The 18489-nt window shown below is 53.5% G+C and carries 21 protein-coding genes and 1 other annotated feature; of the genes, 8 read left to right on the plus strand and 13 right to left on the minus strand.

Going from position 1 to position 18489, the window contains the following annotated elements; translation table 11 throughout:
- The first annotated feature begins 658 nt into the window (after positions 1-658).
- Positions 659-2026: a magnesium transporter gene (gene mgtE / locus BLP91_RS14115; protein WP_091572449.1), complete on the plus strand. Its 1368-nt coding sequence runs from the start codon at positions 659-661 to the stop codon at positions 2024-2026.
- Positions 2027-2174: 148 nt separating this feature from the next.
- Entirely contained in the window at positions 2175-3509 is a 1335-nt protein-coding gene (locus BLP91_RS14120) for a hemolysin family protein (RefSeq protein WP_091572452.1), read from the plus strand.
- Between the two features lie 47 nt (positions 3510-3556).
- Here the strand turns inward: BLP91_RS14120 and BLP91_RS14125 are convergent, their stop codons facing one another.
- From BLP91_RS14125 to BLP91_RS14185, 13 genes are all read right to left on the minus strand, one after another.
- Positions 3557-4633, minus strand: coding sequence for a S8 family peptidase (locus tag BLP91_RS14125; RefSeq protein ID WP_091572454.1), 1077 nt, complete (start codon positions 4631-4633; stop codon positions 3557-3559).
- Positions 4634-4748: 115 nt separating this feature from the next.
- Positions 4749-5177 carry a DUF2642 domain-containing protein gene (locus BLP91_RS14130; protein ID WP_176758000.1) on the minus strand — a complete coding sequence of 143 codons (429 nt, stop codon included), beginning with the start codon at positions 5175-5177 and terminating at the stop codon, positions 4749-4751.
- A gap of 66 nt (positions 5178-5243) precedes the next feature.
- Positions 5244-6263: a 3-deoxy-7-phosphoheptulonate synthase gene (aroF, locus tag BLP91_RS14135; protein ID WP_091572460.1), complete on the minus strand. Its 1020-nt coding sequence runs from the start codon at positions 6261-6263 to the stop codon at positions 5244-5246.
- Positions 6264-6311: 48 nt separating this feature from the next.
- Positions 6312-6561: a binding site (T-box leader), on the minus strand.
- A gap of 90 nt (positions 6562-6651) precedes the next feature.
- Entirely contained in the window at positions 6652-7317 is a 666-nt protein-coding gene (locus BLP91_RS14140; RefSeq protein WP_091572462.1) for a GDSL-type esterase/lipase family protein, read from the minus strand.
- On the minus strand, positions 7318-8337 hold the full coding sequence (gene spoVAD, locus BLP91_RS14145; RefSeq protein ID WP_091572465.1) for a stage V sporulation protein AD: 1020 nt from the start codon (positions 8335-8337) through the stop codon (positions 7318-7320).
- A 12-nt stretch (positions 8338-8349) separates the two neighbouring features.
- Positions 8350-8784 carry a stage V sporulation protein AC gene (gene spoVAC, locus BLP91_RS14150; protein ID WP_091572503.1) on the minus strand — a complete coding sequence of 145 codons (435 nt, stop codon included), beginning with the start codon at positions 8782-8784 and terminating at the stop codon, positions 8350-8352.
- A gap of 165 nt (positions 8785-8949) precedes the next feature.
- On the minus strand, positions 8950-10260 hold the full coding sequence (locus BLP91_RS14155) for a short-chain fatty acid transporter (RefSeq protein WP_091572505.1): 1311 nt from the start codon (positions 10258-10260) through the stop codon (positions 8950-8952).
- A gap of 192 nt (positions 10261-10452) precedes the next feature.
- The gene (locus BLP91_RS14160; protein WP_091572467.1) at positions 10453-10782 is read right to left on the minus strand and encodes a hypothetical protein; all 330 of its coding nucleotides are present in this window, start codon (positions 10780-10782) and stop codon (positions 10453-10455) included.
- Between the two features lie 249 nt (positions 10783-11031).
- The gene (locus BLP91_RS14165; protein ID WP_425412234.1) at positions 11032-11211 is read right to left on the minus strand and encodes an asparagine synthase; all 180 of its coding nucleotides are present in this window, start codon (positions 11209-11211) and stop codon (positions 11032-11034) included.
- A gap of 11 nt (positions 11212-11222) precedes the next feature.
- Positions 11223-11645, minus strand: a complete 423-nt coding sequence (locus BLP91_RS14170) for a YhjD family protein (RefSeq protein WP_091572472.1) — start codon at positions 11643-11645, stop codon at positions 11223-11225.
- Between the two features lie 80 nt (positions 11646-11725).
- Positions 11726-12397: a DUF421 domain-containing protein gene (locus BLP91_RS14175; protein ID WP_091572475.1), complete on the minus strand. Its 672-nt coding sequence runs from the start codon at positions 12395-12397 to the stop codon at positions 11726-11728.
- Between the two features lie 68 nt (positions 12398-12465).
- Positions 12466-12894: a CBS domain-containing protein gene (locus BLP91_RS14180; protein ID WP_091572477.1), complete on the minus strand. Its 429-nt coding sequence runs from the start codon at positions 12892-12894 to the stop codon at positions 12466-12468.
- Positions 12895-12961: 67 nt separating this feature from the next.
- The gene (locus tag BLP91_RS14185; protein WP_091572480.1) at positions 12962-13654 is read right to left on the minus strand and encodes a DUF421 domain-containing protein; all 693 of its coding nucleotides are present in this window, start codon (positions 13652-13654) and stop codon (positions 12962-12964) included.
- Between the two features lie 190 nt (positions 13655-13844).
- On the opposite strand from BLP91_RS14185, the gene BLP91_RS14190 reads away from it, so the two are divergent.
- Genes BLP91_RS14190 through BLP91_RS14215 form a run of 6 tightly spaced genes read left to right on the plus strand, consistent with a single transcriptional unit; the run spans position 13845 to position 18276 of the window.
- Entirely contained in the window at positions 13845-14594 is a 750-nt protein-coding gene (locus tag BLP91_RS14190) for a hypothetical protein (RefSeq protein ID WP_091572483.1), read from the plus strand.
- 3 nt (positions 14595-14597) lie between these two features.
- Entirely contained in the window at positions 14598-15299 is a 702-nt protein-coding gene (locus tag BLP91_RS14195) for a hypothetical protein (protein ID WP_091572485.1), read from the plus strand.
- Between the two features lie 3 nt (positions 15300-15302).
- Complete coding sequence (locus BLP91_RS14200; protein WP_091572488.1) at positions 15303-15686, plus strand: GntR family transcriptional regulator; 384 nt, start codon at positions 15303-15305, stop codon at positions 15684-15686.
- The gene (locus BLP91_RS14205) at positions 15683-16384 is read left to right on the plus strand and encodes an ABC transporter ATP-binding protein (RefSeq protein WP_091572491.1); all 702 of its coding nucleotides are present in this window, start codon (positions 15683-15685) and stop codon (positions 16382-16384) included. Before BLP91_RS14200 ends, BLP91_RS14205 begins: the two co-directional genes overlap by 4 nt.
- Positions 16385-16403: 19 nt before the next feature.
- Positions 16404-17333 carry an ABC transporter ATP-binding protein gene (locus BLP91_RS14210; protein WP_091572508.1) on the plus strand — a complete coding sequence of 310 codons (930 nt, stop codon included), beginning with the start codon at positions 16404-16406 and terminating at the stop codon, positions 17331-17333.
- 1 nt (position 17334) lies between these two features.
- Complete coding sequence (locus BLP91_RS14215) at positions 17335-18276, plus strand: ABC transporter permease (protein ID WP_245662283.1); 942 nt, start codon at positions 17335-17337, stop codon at positions 18274-18276.
- The last annotated feature ends 213 nt before the right edge of the window (positions 18277-18489 follow it).

Below are 18489 nucleotides of genomic sequence, written 5' to 3' on the forward strand. Positions count from 1 at the left end.
ATCATCCCTTTTTTTGGCTACATCATGCTCAGTTACCCTCCAGTATCATCGACTCCTGTTCGTTTACACCACAAAAAACACCCCTTAACCTGTGTCTATTTTCAGGGGTGTACATCACTGGCGGGCATGTTTTTTGAAAGAGGAGTCGTCTCTCCGCCTATACTAATGACCGACCTGTTTATTCCACGCCATCCAGCCAAGGGGATTCCGGTGATTCGGGAGAATCCCACAATGGTGGAGGTGACCCGGGCATTCCCATTGGCGGCCTGACCGGATAAGGGGCCGGCGGCGGAAGAGGCCCCCTTCCGGGAGCCGGCGGATAAGGAGGCCACTGGGACATATACGGCGGCGCCATTCGTGGGTCCTGATAGGATACGTAGCCCATGGGAAACATGGGGTATGGATAAGGAAGCCGATTCCCGCCGGGATGTACCGGATGATCCGGCACTGGGTAACCTCTGGCCGCATAGGGATGAGGGTGACGAAAGGACATTAAATCCCTCCTTGAGGTCTTGAGGTAGTTGCAAGGCCTATCATAGGATATATACGGTCCCACTCCTCGTCCTATGTCCTTTCAGTCGCGATGCCGTTTCCAAACCGGGAACGGTTTGATATGATGATGTAGATTTTCAAACCAAGTGGAGAGGAGGTAGGACGCATGCCGGAAAATGAAGAACGGAAGCGTGAGATCGATCTCGATTCAATCAAAGTCGCCCTGCAAAAGAGAGAACAACGGTTTTTGCGCCCTCTGGTTGAGGAACTTCAGCCTTATGACCTGGGGCAAGTTTTTTTTCGTCTGCCCACCGTCTACCGCTCCCAGTTCGTCCGGATGCTTAAGCCGGCGGAGATTGCCCTGCTGCTGGAAGAAGTGGAGTCGGAAGAACAACAGGAAATCTTGTCCACCCTCGGACCGGAGCGCACCTCCGCCATCCTGAACCGGATGCCCTCCGACAAAGTGGCGGATTTGATGGGTGAACTGGACGAAAGCATTGTTCGGTTGCTGCTTCGATCGATGGAACGGGATGAAGCGGACAAAGTACGGGCCCTGCTCCATTATCCTGAAGATACCGCCGGTGGGAAAATGACCCCCGAGTATGTTGCCGTATACGAATACTACACCGTGGAAGAAGTGATCCAGTACCTGCGAAGGGAAGCCCCGACGGCAGAAACCATTTATTATATTTACGTGATCGATGCAGATGACCGGCTGGTCGGCGTTATTTCCCTGCGGGAGCTCTTGATCGCTTCCCCGTCCAAACCGATCACCGAGGTGATGTACGAACGCATTATCTCCGTGCCCGCGGAAATGGATCAAGAAGAAGTGGCTCAATTGATGCAGCGGTACGATTTTCTGGCCATCCCCGTGGTTGACGGTGAAAATCGCCTTCTCGGGATTATCACCATCGATGATGTGGTCGATGTCCTGATCGAAGAGGCTCAAGAGGACATCTCCAAACTTTCCGCCGTCGGGCAGACGGAAATGGACGTGCTGACCCATCCGTTTTCCTCTGCCCGACGCCGGATCCCCTGGCTGGTTTTGCTTCTCTTTATCGGAATGCTGACCGCCACCATGCTCAGCACCTTTGAAAACACCATCAATCGGGTGGCCGCCCTCGCTTATTTTATGCCGATGGTCGCCGGGATGACCGGTAACACCGGCACCCAATCCCTGGCCTTGGTCATTCGGGGACTCAGCTCCGGGCAGTTAACCCGTGACAAGTATTTGCACATCCTGAGACAGGAAGGCATCACCGGAGTCATGATCGGCACGGTTTGCAGTGTCCTCATCTTCTTCATGGTCACCCTGCTTTACGGGAAACTCTCTCTGGGATTGGTGGTGGGGGTATCCATGTGGTTTACCCTGCTGCTGGGCACCATCGGCGGCACGCTGATCCCGCTATTGCTCAACCTGTTGAAAGTGGACCCCACCGTCGCCTCCGGCCCCTTGATCACCACTATCAACGACGTCTTTTCTCTGTTAATCTACTTCGGCTTCGCCACGCTGTTTCTTCACTACCTGCTCTAGTCTAACGCCCGGTTACACCGGGCTTTTTTGTGACAGTCTCTCGACCTTCTCCCCATGAGCTATGAAGGGAAACCGATTTTTGGTAATGTATATATTAACCTTGCAAACACTATAGAAACCATACTCATCGCAGGAGGTCGTCGCTGGAGTGGAAAGTTTTTTCCTGATCCTCTGGAATCTTTTCCTGGTTTTTATACTTGTCTTCCTCAACGGGTTTTTCGTCGCCTCGGAATTTGCCATTGTCAAAGTGCGCGCCACCCGGATCGCCCAGCTCTCCGCTGAGGGAAATCGCCGTGCCATGGTAGCTGACAAAGTGATCCGAAAAATGGACGCCTATCTTTCAGCCACCCAACTGGGCATCACCTTGGCCTCGCTGGGGTTGGGTTGGATCGGGGAGCCGGCGGTCGCCAAATTGATCGTGGAACCGCTCCTCGGTTTGCTTCCTTTCGCCATCCCGGAATGGCTGGTCCACACGCTGGGTTTTGGAGTCGCGTTCGCGATCATCACCTTTCTTCACATCGTCCTGGGAGAGATGGCCCCCAAGTCTCTCGCCATCCGCCGCGCCGAAGGGACCACGCTTTGGACGGCAACGCCTCTCAACTGGTTTTACAAGCTGTTTTATCCCTTCATCTGGACCCTGAACACGGCAGCAAACAAGATCTTGAGTTGGGTCGGGGTCGATGAAGAGCTCACCGAACATCAGCAGGCACATACCGAGGAAGAGATCCGGATGATGGTGGCCCAGAGTCACAAAAGCGGCCACATCGATCAGACCGAACTCTCCCTTTTTGATAACGTCTTCGAGTTTACCGACCGTGTCGCACGGGAAGTGATGGTACCCCGGGTCGATATGATTTGTCTGTACACAGAGGATCCAGTGGAAGAAAATCTGAATGCTCTGCGGAAAAGCCGTCACACTCGCTTTCCCCTCTGTCGGGAAGATAAAGACGACATCATCGGCATCGTCCATATCCGCCACGTTTATGAAGTACTGCTCACCAAGGAAGAGCTCGATTTGACCGCCCTGACCCAACCGGTCATCCGGGTGCCGGAGACGATGGAGGTCAAAGACGTCCTGCGCATCCTGCAAAAAAACCGCTCGGAGATGGCGATTGTCGTCGACGAGTATGGCGGGACAGCGGGCTTGGTTACCACGGAAGATATCATCGAAGAGATCTTCGGCGAGATTCAGGATGAATTTGACGATGAGCGTCCATTCTTTCAGAAGAATGGTACGGCGACCTCCATCGACGCCCGCCTCCTGATCGAGGAAGTGAATGAGTACTTCCATACTGACATCGATGATCCTGACAACGATACGATCGGCGGTTGGGTTTTCTCCCAGCTAAACGAAGTCCCAGAGGTGGGTGACGAAGTGACCTATCAGGACTTCATATTTAAAGTTCAGGAAACCGATCAATACAGCGTCGGGCGGTTGTTGGTCACCAAGGTGCCTCCTGAGGAAAAGGAAGCTACCGACTAAATAAAACCCCCGATCCCCGGGGGTTTTTTTACGTTCCTCCTTCACCTTCACACCTGTACCAGTCCCGCTCCATACCATCTCCTGGCACCGAGCGGGATCGCCCGCTGGAACAAGAGACGGCGCACGGCGGCTGTCGATCGTCCCCCTTGTTTGAAACGGGCCGCGACACCGGACACATGGGGGCAAGCCATCGATGTCCCGCTGAAGACAGCGTAACGATTGACCGGATAAGTGCTCAAAATGTCGACCCCCGGGGCTGACAAATCGAGAGCAGGACCTGTTGCTGAAAATGAGGCCCGACGGTTTTGGCGATTGGTGGCAGCGACAGCGAGGGTAGAGGCGATCCGGGCGGGTACCTCTACATGGTTTCCATTTCCCTCGTCGTTACCGCTGTTGCCCGCCGCGGCCACCACCAGAATTCCCCGGCGGACCGCCGTATTCACCGCGTGAACCAGAGCGGCGGGGGCGGAACCTCCTGCGGATAGGCTGAGATTGAGAATATGCATCCGGTTGTCGATGCCCCAGTCGATTCCCCGAATCAGATCAGTGATACTGCCGGATCCTTGGGCATTTAACACTTTGATTGCGTATAGACTGGCTGAAGGAGCGACTCCTACCACGCCGATCCCGTTGCTGCGCGCGGCGATAATACCGGCCACATGGGTGCCGTGACCGTTATCATCCCGGGGAGGACGACCTGGATGGACGAAATTGACTCCACCACGAATGTTGCGGACCAAGTCCGGGTGGCTGAGATCGATCCCTGAATCAACCACCCCGACCCGGATCCCCCGTCCTGCATCGGGGGCGGGAGCACCCCGCCAAACACGGCGAACATTCCAAGTCAGGGTTTGTTGGGCTTTCTTTACCGACTGCTGATACTCCCTTTTGGTCAGCACCCGGCTCAATTTTGGCTTCGGAATGGTAACCCCCTGGTCTTCTTCGGCCAGGAGCACATCCCGTCCCCGCAGCATCTTTTTGGCTTGACTCCGAGGGATGCGAGCAGAAATCAAGCCGCTGTGAAGGCTGACATAATCCACTTGGCCGCCGGATCGGCGAATTCGGTTTACTACAGAGCGATTCCGGGCGAGAATGGTGTAGCGAGGATGGTCTCTTCCATGCATATGTGATCACCTCGTACTCCAAGGTATGAGGCGGCCGCTTCGATGCTTGTACGGGTATCGGAAGTTTACGAGATTTGGACAAAAAAACCGACCAGACGACGAACCGTCTGATCGGTTATTCTTCTTCCACCGGCGCCACGAACACGACGGCATCCCAACGGATATAGTACTTTTGGTCGCCTTTGGAGATTAATAGGTGATCTGGATAAACACCATCGATGTTCCCGTTTAAAACCCCTGTAAAGGTGGAGACTTGAACCTGTTGTCCCAACACCCGATATAACTGCTGAGAGAGACGATATTCCCGGGGTCGTTTTTTGAAAAGCCCTTTGAAGGGATTTTTAAACTCTCCAAACAGCGGTTCATCCGGGGACGGAGGCGCCATTTCCTGCGGATTTGCGGGAAAAGGATACTGGTAGGATCCGGAAGGCATCCCCGGCGGGCCGGGATGCATCGATGGCGATTCTGGTGGATAACCGTATCCGGGCGTCTGAGGAACATAACGGTTGTAACGGGGGACCATCGGGTGGAACCACTCGTCCATAGCATTCACCCCCAATCCTTTGTGCAGATATCCTATGCAGACGCCCGGCATTTGCCACCCTGAACCTTACACCTTCGATCCCTCTGCAGAGCGCATCCCCATTTTTTCCAAGTCATCCATCATGGATTGAAAATTTTCCAAGGTGAGGGACTGGGGTCCGTCGGACCAAGCCGCTTCCGGCTGGGGATGGACTTCCACAATCAAACCATCGGCACCCGCCGCCAATCCAGCTCGGGCCATCGGTGCCACATAACGCCATTTCCCCGTTCCGTGACTGGGATCCACCAAAATCGGCAAGTGGCTCAGATGTTTCACCACGGGTACTGCGGACAGGTCGAGGGTGTTCCGGGTGTAGGTTTCAAAGGTGCGGATCCCCCGTTCACACAAAATCACGTTAGGATTGCCTTCATTGAGGATGTACTCGGCGGACATCAGCCACTCCTCGATGGTAGCCGACAACCCCCTTTTTAAAAGAACCGGTTTATTGGTGCGCCCCACTTTTTTCAGGAGGTGGAAGTTTTGCATATTGCGGGCGCCCAATTGGAGAACGTCAGCATACTCCGCCACCAGCTCCAAATTTTCGGGATCCATCACCTCTGTGACGATGGCAAGCCCAGTCTCTTCCCGGGCTTCAGCCAACAGCTTCAGCCCTTCTTCTCCCAGCCCCTGGAAGGAATACGGGGATGAACGAGGTTTAAAAGCGCCTCCCCGGAGCATCCCGGCACCGGCTGCTTTAACCGCCCGGGCCGTCTCCAGGATCTGTTCCCGGCTCTCCACGGAACAGGGACCGGCGATCACCACGGGATCCTCACCGCCGATCACTAAATTTCCTACCTGAATCCGACTCGGTTCCGGATGAAAGGAACGACTCGCCAATTTGAAGGGTTCACTCACATGAACCACTTTTTCCACGCCGGGATAACGCTCCACCGGCAGCTCACTGATTTTTGGTTTGTCCCCGATCAAACCGAGAATCGTTTTATCCACGCCCTCTGAATAGTGGACCCTCACCCCTTTTTCTTCTAAGGACCGCACAATATGATCCACCTGCTGCCGGCTCGCATTTTTCTCTACCACAATAATCATTTGACAACCTCCTCTCCCATAATTCGAGAAAATAAAAAATCCCGCCCGATAAGGGACGAGATTTTCTCGCGGTACCACCCTTTTTGGATCCGTAACGATCCCGCTCAAGGCACACACGGCTCCTCCATGTGTCACCCGGGTAACGGCGGGTCCTCCGGAACGGGGTTCACCGACAATCGGTTTCAACCGTCAGCTCCAAGGGCGTACTTCAAAGGCGGGCCCGATGCCGGTTTCCAGCACCACCGGCTCTCTGTGATCGGGGAATCCTCCTTTTACTTTTCCTCTTCAACGCTTTTGGGTGCTAAATTTAATTGTTGATAATCTAACATGGGAGCCAAGCCATTGTCAAACCCTTTTTTCCTTTTTCCCACAAAAAACCCGCGCCTCCTTATGAGGTCACGGATTTTGTGTTCTCCCCCGGCTCTTTGGTCTGTCGCTTCGCCGCTGCTCCTATGGCACTCTCCTGAAACAGACCGGCCAATACGTTGTAGCCGTTTTGATTGGGATGTACTTCATCGGCAAAATAATCCTTTCGGTGTAAAAAGGAGTCAAAGGGGTTGACCATTTGAATCCGGTATTTCCCGCACATCTTGGCATATTGGACATTCATGGAATGAAGGGCACGGGAAGCAAACAAAAATCCCAGTTCGTAAGCAGGCAAGGGAACATAAAAGCCCAGCAGTTGGATGGGGGCCTCCGGATTCAACTCCCGCACCGTCTGCAAAATCCGATCGGCCCGATCACGCACCTTGCGCATCGTTCCCCGAAGACCGGCGAGAGATGCTCCCGTTTCAAACCATTCGATAAAGTCACATCCACCGGTGGTGATTGTGATGTGGGAGACCCTGGGGATTAACTTTCGAATCGCCGGGGTCTGGACGAGATCCAGCAATTCTCCGGAGGTGAGTCCCGAGATCCCGATATTGACCAGCCGACAGCGGGGGGAACATTTCAGGTGATTGAAATGCTGAGCCACAAAATGGGTATCGGCCCCATCGGCACCCACCCCCTCGGTTAAAGAATCACCCATTGCCAGGTAGGTGATCGGGTTCATTCAGCCGTTCCCCCTTCCTTCCAAGGTCACCGCGTGGGCGATACAGGGGATCGATTCCCCTTGTTGGTAGGAGACTGGATTCATCAAGGCCCCTGTTGCCACCACCATCACTCGGTTCAGTTTTCCGTCCATCATCTCTTTGATGATTCGCCCGTAGGTTACAATAGCGCTGCTGGCACAGCCGCTGCCTCCAGCGAAGGCTTGCTGATCCGGCTGAAAGATCATCAAACCACAATCCTGAAACCGTTCTCCTAGATCATACCCTTTCTCTGCCAATAGATCGGCGGTGATCGGGTGCCCTACTTTGGCCAAATCCCCGGTGACGATCAAGTCATAATCATCGGGCGCCAACCCGGTATCTTCAAAATGGGCTTGAATGGTTTCCGCAGCCGCCGGGGCCATCGCCGAACCCATGTCGAAAGGGTTTTTCAGTCCCATATCCACCACTTTGCCTATAGTGGCATATCGGATCAATGGGCCTTTTCCCCCTAAACCGATCAGGCCCGCTCCGGCGCCGGTTACCGTCCATTGGGCGGTATCCGGCTTTTGCCCTCCATATTCTGTCGGATACCGGTATTGGCGCTCCGCCGTCGCGTTATGACTGCTAACCGCCGACACCACCGTGTCACAAAATCCACCTTCCACCAGCACCGCTCCGGTGGTCAGGGTGAGCATGGAAGCAGAACAGGCCCCGAACATCCCCATCAACGGGATCTGGTGGGTCCGAGCTGCAAAGGAGGCACTGATATTTTGATTGAGGAGATCGCCTGCCAGAAACATATCGATTTGATCCGTCTTCTTCCCAGCTTTTTTTGTGGCGTGGTTGACGACATCCTCCATCATTTTCCGCTCCGCCTTTTCCCAAGTATCCTGTCCGCAGTATAAATCGGGATAAACTTGATCCAACATATCTTTTAATTGGCCTTTCCCTTCTTTGGGGCCGGCCACGGCGGCGGCCCCCAACACCGCCACACCACGCTCAAAGGCCCAGGAACGTTGTCCGATCCGCTTTTCCGCCATCTTTATCCCCCCTTATCCGGTGATGTACATGAGCAGCGTCCGGATCAAACCGATGAAAAAGGCCGCCACCACGCCAAATACGATTACCGACCCGGCCAGTTTAAACATGTTTCCGCCGACTCCCAACACGTACCCTTCTGACTTATGCTCCAGCGCCGCTGACGCGATCGAGTTGGCAAACCCCGTGACGGGAACGGCTGTACCGGCTCCCGCCCACTGGCCGATTTTGTCATAAACACCTAGCCCGGTCAGGAGACAGGCGATAAAAATCAACGTGGCCGAGGTCATATCCCCGGCGCTGCTCGGTTCCACGCCAAAACCGCTGATAAACATCAGCTGGAGCAATTGCCCCAAGGTACAAACCAGCCCGCCCACGATAAAAGCTTTCAGGCAGTTGACCCATATATTGGGCTTCGGTTGATACGATTTCGCCATTTTTTTGTACATCTGTTGCTCTTTGTTGTTTTGGCCTTGGCCATCACTGTTGGTCAAGCCTGGTCACTCCTTTGACCTAACGGTTCACAAACTTATATTTCAGCACAACAGGCGCTTTTATACCGGAGAACAGGGTGCCAAAAACAGAAAAAAAACCGCCGAAGGCGGTTATCCAGCTTATAAAAACATCAAGCTGAAACCGATCACCAGACCGGAGTAAAAGAGGGCGAGCAGACAAAAGCCCATAATATCCCTGGCATTAAGCCGAGCAATCGCCAACAGGGGCAAGGCCCAAAAAGGTTGTACCAAGTTGGTCCAAGCATCTCCCCAGGCAACGGCCATGGCGGTTCGCGCTGGATCCACTCCCAGCGCTTGCCCCGCAGACAACATAATCGGTCCCTGAACCGCCCACTGACCACCTCCGGACGGGACAAAAATATTCAACAATCCGGCACTCAGAAATGCGAACAGAGGAAAGGTGGTTTCATTGGAGAAGGCAATCAACCACTCAGAAATGATTTTTCCGAGACCGGACAAGCTCATCATGCCCATGATCCCGGCATAGAAGGGGAATTGAATCACGATTCCCCCCGCTTCTCGGATCGCCTCCGCCAGCGCCGACAAGTATCTTCGCGGGGTTTGATGCAACATCAGACCCATAATTAAAAAGGAAAAATTGACAATATTTAGATCCAACTGCCCTCCGTTCCGATAAAAAAACGTGGCGATATAAACCAAACCCATCCCGCCGACACTCATGGAGATCCATCGACTCCGCTCGAGGCGTTGCGCCGGTGTGGCCGCCACCTCCTCGGCTGCCAGTTGGAGCGGGCGGCTCTCTTCCAGCGCATCGGGATCCACCAACACCCGCTCTTCCCTGCGCGGTTGTAACCGAGCCATAAACAAAGGAAATGTGAAGATCAAAATCAGGGCCGGAATCAGGCTGAAGGAGGCAAAGATCGTTTCCGAGGCCGGTACGGTGACGCCGAAGGAGTTATCAGTGGCGATTTTTAATGGGATGGAACCGGAGATACCGGCATGCCACACAATAAATCCGGCGTAAGCTCCGGCAACCAATACCCGGTAATCGACTCCCTGCACCTTTCGGGCGACTTCCCGCGCCACCAGGGCTCCGACGACCAGCCCAAATCCCCAACTGATCCAACTGGCAAGGGCGGAAATAAAGGTAGTCAGCATCACCGCCTTAGCCGGTGTACGGGCCGAGCCGGCAATCAAGAGCAACACCCGGCGCACCGGCGGCGCCTGGGCCAATACGTGGCCTGTCACCAGGATCAGCACCATCTGCATCGAAAACTCCAACAGTCCCCAAAAACCGTCTCCCCAGTAGCGAATCATCTCCAAAGGCCCCGCTGAAGTCACTGCCCATCCGAATCCGAATACGACAAAAGTGAGCAAGATGGCGAACAAAAACGGATCCGGCAGGTACCGCTGAACGATGCGCACGGAAATACGGGTCACTGCGTGCAACAAGAGCATCACCTCACCGCTTTTTGGTCTGTCAACAGGAAAAAAGCGGACCCCCCGTCCGCTCGCTGACCGCAATCACTCCTTCTTTCCGGGTAACTGCCGATTTAGTTCTTCAATTTGCTGTTGAAATCCTTCCTCTCGCTCCTGTCTTTTCGACTCCATCTTTCGGCTCACATTTCCCTCCATCTCTTTTTACTTCTCTTCCTTTTCAGTTCTTTCAACTCTTTTTCCTTGTCTGCGATCTCTTTTTCTCCTGGGTTTTCCATTCCTTTCTTTTTGATGCGTCATCTGTTCCCGTTCTCGCAAACGGCGGTGCAGATTGACGATCATCTCTTCCTTCTCGTGCAATGCCTCTCTGGTTTGATTCAGGAAATGGCGAAGCTGCTCCAGTTCCGGCGATTCCGATGCCTCTTCTCTTCCTTCAGACCGGGCCTGTTCAAACCCCCACCTTTTTCCTGCAACTGCGACGATAATTTTCTCTTTAGACTGGAAATATCGATAATAATCGTTCCACCGACCCAATAATTTTCCCAGGCCTCTTTTCGCTTCAGTTCCCGGTTCTTTTCTTCCAGGATGCGTTAAACTTCCCCGCCATGAGCTGAGCTTTTTCCTTAAAGGTGGGGTAAGCGGGACCCTTTTCTCACCATTCCCTAGAAGCAGGTGTAGCACACAGGAAAAAGGGAAGCATGAGCTGAAGCCGGCCAATACTTCCCTTCTAATCAAACCGGATATCGACAACCGAAAGGATTCTAAATGATTCCATGAAGCGATCTATCGTTTGCGACCGATGGCTGCAGCCACTCCTCCCAGGAGCGCGTGGGCCAATCCAAACCCACAGATACCATATCCCCATGCCTGCCGATCGCGAACGTTACTGATGCACTTTTCCTTTCCAAATAAAACCAACGCTCCCGCCAAACTGACAATCAATCCCAAGAGCAAAGTGATCATACTGGTACGTCTCACCTTGATCCCTCCCTTCCTCTCTTAATCTGTTCATCAAGCAGCATCTCGTCACTGGTATTTTTACCCTCCCAATAATGAAGCAGCCACTCCTCACACTCGCTTTTGATCCAACCGTTCATATAGCGCATGGTCCGGATGTAGCCTTGGTACCAAACCTTCACTTCCCGACAATCTTGTCTCTGTACAACATCCACAATGTGCCCGCCCCATTGACTCAGCGTGGTTTGTCGCGCTACCAAGACGAAGCGGATTCCCTCTATCGTCCGCTCAAACCAGCGAATCAGGGCTCTACTTGTTTTTAAGGCGGGGATTATCTGCATCCGATCCCGGTCCCTTTCCAGCACCAACAGGAGAACTTCCAGCAATACCACCTGTTTCACCAAAGTAGATACCTGCGTCCAATCCTTCTCTTCCTTCATGGTCCTTCCCCTGAAATAAATAGAACATATGTTCCCATTATATGCAACCAGCCATCGGAAAGTCCTGGTATTTTTAGGATTTACGGATTTCCATCTCCGGTATCCACATAGATCCGCTCTTCCCCCTTCTGTTTGGCCGCGTAAAGAATCTCTTGCAGATTCCGATATCCTTGCTGTCGCAAGGTTTGTTTTAGCCAGTCTTCATCCTTTCCGATCAGCTTCAGATTTCCCTGCTGGATTTGGCCGTCCACCACCAGGGAAATGGCGATACCGCCTCGGCTGTCGGGCAATTTTAAATCCTTTACGGTGACGGGGTTTAGCTCCGGACTCGGCAAAATGCTCATATCCCCGGTAGGTTCCAAAATGGCATACTGCACCTGGCGCAGATCCGGATATCCCTTGGAACGGATGGTAGAGATCAGTTCCGACACCGAGATTTCACAGCGAGCCAAATTTTCCCGAATCATTTTGCCCCTTTTGATCAGGATAGTCGGCTCACCCAAAATCCAGGTATTGGTGCGGCGGTAGAGGGTCAATTTGGCGAAGGCGATGTGCAGGCCCGTCACCACCAAAATGCCGAGCAGCGTGCGATCCAGTTCGGTCTCCAAGATCGGGTTGGTCGCCAAAGCGGCGATCACTACAATCGCCATCAGATCGTGGGGGGTCACCTGGGCCATGGTGGACTTTCCCATCAACCGGAGGGCGGTGATGGCGGCGGTAAAAAGAAGGGCCACTTTCAATATGTACAGCAAATAACCACCTACTCATAGAAAAAGCCCGTCCCTCGCAGGGGAAGGGCCGTTTTTCCATCGACACTCCATTACATCTGGGGAGAACTGGGTTTGGAAATGTTGCTGAGGGCCTGGCCCGCCTCGTTGGAAAGGGTATTTCTGACGGCCAAATCCCCCAGGGAGACCATCCCGACCAATTGGTTGTTCTCCACAACCGGCAACCGACGGATCTGATTTTGCGCCATCAGCTGGGAGGCTTCCCCCACTGTCATGTCGGGACTTCCGCTCACCACCTGGTTGCTCATCACTTCCCCGACGGACACCGCTTCGTTTTGTTGGTCGGCCAGAGCCCGCAATACCAAATCGCGGTCTGTCACCATCCCCCGGATCTGTCCATTTTCCACCACCGGAACCGCTCCGATGTTGTGCTGTTTCATCAGGCTGGCCGCTTTATAGACGTTATCCTGTGGAGAAACGGACGCTACGCTTTGCGTCATGATTTGGCGTAATTGGTTCATTCAAAATCCCTCCTTTTCTGTGACTATGGTTTCCGTTTCTTTGAATTCCATACGATCGATGTGAGATCTAATCCTGATATTTATCCACATAAAGGGTTCCATCACTTTCCAGTGCTGCGTAAAAAACCTGGTTGACCGAACCCACCGATGCTTTTTTGCGCAGCTCCTGTAACAGCCATTTCCCCGTCTTTCCGGTTTTGCGCAGATTGTCATAGATGATCTGCCCTTCCACCACCAGTTCCATGGGCAGCTTCGGGGTAGACTGGGAAGTATTTAAAAAGTTTTGTGCAGTGAGCGGCTCATGCTCTGGTTTCAACATCACTGAGATCGCCCCGTCGTTTTCCAACACGGCATACTGCACCTTGGATACGTCGAAGACATTCTTTGTACGCAACATGTTCAGAACTTCGCCGACGGTGTATCTGCTTTTGCGCAGATTGTTCTCCAGAATCTTTCCGTTAGAGATCACCAAGACGGGATCCCCCTCCAGCCATCGCTGAGCCCTGCGGCTATTTAAAGTGATATATGACATCCCTAGGGTCAACAAACCGAACAGGACCAAACCGAATAGGTGAGGCCAGGTTTGATTGGGTTCCAGATCTGTCGCCATATTGGCGGCAATCGAGCCAAAGGTGATCCCGTTGATGTATTCAAAGTAGGTCATCTCCGACAGCTGTTGCTTCCCCAATAACCGGGTTAACACCAGGATGGTGATAAAGGCGAACACCGTCTGGTAAAACACTTCAAAAAGCGTGTTCATTAGAAGCCCCCCTCGGGACCCTAGCCTTCCTTATTCCATCCCCGCTCATACAAACTTCCCGAGCAAAGGACACAAAATGAAAAATACCATTTGACATCCAGGTTGCCGGAGTGTATGATCTCCTTAGTACAGTTAATGTATGAATACATTAGTACACCGGTACACCTAATAATGGAAAGGAGGCGGTCCTGTGACCGCATGGCGCGGATTGTTGTGGAAGGATACCCGCTTGATCCTTCCCTGGTTTCTAGGCGGCTTGGCCCTGATTCTCCTATTTGATGTCTGGGTGACACTCACAGTGGACTCCCCCAACGCCCGCTTTGGACTCAGTTTGTTCCCACTGTTTTCCCACTTCTTTTACTATCCCTTATATCTGATGATCACCCTCAGGGTCGAGGGAAAGCAGATGCACCAATGGCTGCACAACCCCCATCCCGCCTGGCAGCTGCTCCTGTCCAAAACGGGCATCGGCTTTCCGCTGATGGTTTTCTCCCTCGGGGTGAGCGGGTTATACCCCAGCTTTGTGCTGATCACCCATGATTTTTTTCAGATCCACTCCGTGCTGGATCCCGTTTCTTTGTGGATGGATGTCGGTTCCTTCTTAATCGGAATCGTCGGATATTCTCTCAATCTAGGGATTATTCTGCTCTTGCTTTGGTCCATTTACCGCTGGTTACACACCTGGTGGGGAAAATGGACGTGGGTACCCCTCGCCGGCGGATTCATCGCGATCCTGTACGGCTTCAGCCAAATCATGAAGACCGCTCTGTACGATACCTTGTTCCGCTGGGGAGCTACATGGCCCCAATTCCACTCGATCCCGGAGTCACAGCCTTCGGCACCGGGCCTCTACACCGGCGAACTGCTCCTCAACATGCTGCTGTTGGCCTTGTTTTTCTTCCTGTCCGGACGGATTTTGGATCGACGGATGGAGGTGTAGTCCATGTACGGATGGCTGATGATGGTTCGCAAAGATTTCCGGCTGGGTCTACCATGGTTATGGACAGGAAGTTTGTTCATCGTCTGCGGCCATCTCTCCGTCGCCTGGCTGCTGGAGGGACAAGAACAGTTGTTGGCGACTCTGTACCTCCTCTTTTCTCATCTGTTGTTTTTCGGGCTCTACCTGATCCTCACCCTGTCCGCAGAGGCACAACAACTGCATCAGTGGCTGCATGTGCCGCGCCCGGCGTGGCAACTGCTTTTATCCAAGATATGGTGTGCCCTGCTGGCCGCCACCCTCACCTTTGTCTTGAGCAGTCTCTACCCTTTCAGTCTGCTCGTGGACGGGATCGGCTGGGTGACAGGGTTGGAGCGGTTCTTTACCGCTTATCTCCACCTGACCTGGTTCGCCCTCCGCTTCGGCTTGATCCTGATGCTGATATTCGTTCTGCAAACCGTTTTTTCGTTTGGAAAAGGGAAGGATTGGATCCTCGGTCTCTCCCTGCTCCTCTTGATTCTTTTCGTCCCCTCGGTCTCGTCGTGGATCTTGCCTGTCGGCTGGGGAGGGTGGCCCGATTGGGTGCAACTCTTTGAACAGGGTGCGGCCTTACCCCTGTCGACCCTGGCGATCGGGGGCGATGGGCTGCTGATGGGAGCCTGTTTCACGGCCTCGTCCTGGCTGCTGGAAAAACGAACGGAGGTGTAGCAAATGAAGCCCAATTTTCAACACTCCAGCCCGATTTACCTCCAACTGTCGGACCGAATCCAGCGGCAAATCCTGCGGGGGGAGTTGAAGCCCGGGGAAAAATTGCCATCTGTACGGGAAATGGCCATGTTCTCCCAAGTCAATCCCAATACGGTCCAACGAACCTACAATGAATTGGAAAGGATGGGAATCGTGGAAACGAGAAGGGGCCAGGGAACCTTTATCACTGAAGATGCCGCCCGTCTAAACGCCCTTCGGGATGATCTCCGTCAGAGACAGATCGCCACTTTCGTGGAGGCCATGGAAGAAATGGGGTTTCATTCTCAGGAGATCTTGACAGGACTGGAAACGTATCTAAACAAACATAAAGGGAGTGATCAAGATTGATCCGTTTTGAAGGGGTGAGCAAACGATACCTGACCCGCACGGCTTTGGATGCGGTGGATCTGGAGCTGCATCCTTATCAGGTGATCGGCGTCGTGGGGGAAAACGGCAGCGGCAAATCGACGATGCTGAAACTGATCACCGGGCTGGCCCGTCCCACCAGCGGTCAGGTTCATGTGGACGGAGAACCGGTCACCCGCCGCATCGCCAGCAAGGTGGCATACCTATCAGAGCTGGAAACCTTTTATCCGTTCCACACGGTGGAGGAGACGGTGCAATTTCACGCCTCCCAGTTTCCCGATTTCGACCGGGCACGGGCCCGGGAAATCATGGCGTTTATGGGGTTGGATCCCGACGCCAAGGTGAAAAACCTATCCAAAGGCAACCGGGGGCGGGTAAAACTGATGGTGACACTGGCCCGCAATGCCCCCTACATCCTGATGGATGAACCCTTATCCGGATTGGATCCGATGGTACGGGACTCCATCATCAAAGGGCTGATCTCCTTTGTAGATTTGGAGAAACAAACGGTGGTGATCACCACCCATGAAGTCAATGAAATCGAACCTCTGCTGGATACCGTCGTCGCCATCCGCCAAGGACATCTCCTCAAGGTGGAGGACGTAGACACCCTCCGGGGAGAGACAGGGCTCAGCCTGGCGGAGTGGATGACCCAAACCTATGCGGGAAATGAAAGCTGAGCCAAAGGGGGAAGGCGCCATGGAAAAGCAACCTGTCCTTGAAATCCGCCAACTGACAAAGGAGATCGGTAAAAAAACGATTGTGGAGGACCTCAGCCTCCAGGTACAGCCGGGGGAAGTGTTCGGCTTCTTAGGCCCCAATGGCGCCGGGAAAACGACCACCATCCGCATGTTGGTCGGGCTGATGTCCATCACTCGCGGCAAGGTGTTGATCCAAGGGATCGACCTGGAGGAACACTTTGAAAAGGCGATCGCCCATGTGGGGGCGATTGTGGAAAATCCAGAACTCTACCCTTTTCTCACCGGCTACCAAAACCTGTTGCACTACTGGCGCATGAGCCGAAGCATACCGAAAGACCGGATCGATGAAGTGGTGCAACGGGTGGGGCTAGAACAACGGATCCATCACAAGGTGAAAACTTATTCCCTGGGTATGCGACAGAGGTTGGGATTGGCCCAGGCCCTGCTGCATTCCCCCTCCCTCCTGATCCTGGATGAACCGACCAACGGTTTGGATCCGGCAGGCATTCGGGATTTTCGTAATCAGCTGCGAACTTGGGCCCGGGAGGAAAATTTATCGGTGCTAGTGTCCAGTCACCTCTTATCTGAAGTAGAGTTGATGTGTGATCGGGTAGCGGTGATCCAGCAAGGGAAGCTGATCGATGTCAAACAGGTGCGGGAATTGGTCGACGATACCGATGAGGAACAGACCTTTTTGTTAGATGTCCACCCCTCCTTGCAGGCCCTGACCCAGCTGCAAAAACGCTTCCCCCATAGAGAGGTAGAAATAATCGACAACCGCATCCAGCTTCCCCTCCAGCGATCAGAGGTGCCGGAGTTGAGCGCCTGGATGGTGCAGCAGGAAATCCAGATTTACACCATCCAGCCGGTGACCCGCACCCTGGAAGATCGATTCCTGCAACTGACGGGAGGGAGCCAACTTGGTTAACATGGTGCGACTGATGCAAAATGAGCATCTCAAAACCTACCGACGACCCGGCACCTGGGTAATGATCGGAATCTTGCTGCTGGTCTCGATCGCCTTCGGGTTTCTATATCAAATGGAGCATGAAGGGGCTGCCGGAGACTGGCGTGCGGGACTGGAAAAGCAGAACCGGCAGGACGAGAAAACCTTGCAGAATGAGAATTTGAATCAAATGACCCGCGCGAATGTTGAGGAACGTTACCAAATCAACCAATACCGCCTGGACCATAACATGCCCCCGGCAGCAGGCAATCTATGGGGGATGATGAGTGAAACCGCCGCTCTCATGTCCCTGGTCACTCTGTTTACCATCATCGTCAGTGCGACCAGTGTCGCCGGGGAATTTTCCCAAGGAACCATTAAACTGCTGTTGATCCGTCCCGCCAGCCGGGCCAAGATTTTGCTAGCTAAGTACCTGTCCTCTTTCGGATTGGCCTTAACCCTGCTCGTGTTGGCCTTCACCTTTTCCTTTATCACCGGGCTCATCCTCTTCGGGAACGAAGGGTGGGAGACACCTCACCTGTACGTTCAGGGAGGCCAGGTACATGAACAGAGCATGTTGTTACATGTGATCGGCCTCTATGGGCTGAAGGGGGTTGATCTGTTGATGATGACCACCTTCGCCTTTATGATCTCCGTCGTCTTTCGCAGCAGCGCCCTCGCCATCGGGCTCGCCCTCTTTCTGATGTTCACAGGAAGCAACGTGGTCATGATGCTGGCTGCTCTAGGGTACGATTGGGTGAAATACATCCTGTTCGCCAACACGGACCTTTCCCCCTACTTCTCCGGCCGTCCCTTGGTGGAAGGGATGACCCTCTCTTTCTCGGTCACCGTGCTCGCCGTTTATTTCCTTCTCTTTAACGCCATCTCCTGGCTCGTCTTCCACAAACGGGACGTTGCCGCCTAAAAGGAAAAACCGCCCGTTGACGGGCGGTTTTTCAGGCTGTCGAGAAAGTTTCGACAGCCTATTTTTTTTGGGGAATCCTTTTCACTGCTTCCCACCGTTTATTAGGTTGAAGAAGAATGGGATGGGTGTGTTACGTTCCAATAAAGAGAAACAAAATGAGCTGGAGTTTGTCTGTATTGAAGAATTAGTTCCGGAAGATCACTTGCTCCGCAA

The organism is Melghirimyces thermohalophilus, from assembly GCF_900102685.1.
Classification (GTDB): Bacteria; Bacillota; Bacilli; order Thermoactinomycetales; family DSM-45169; genus Melghirimyces; species Melghirimyces thermohalophilus.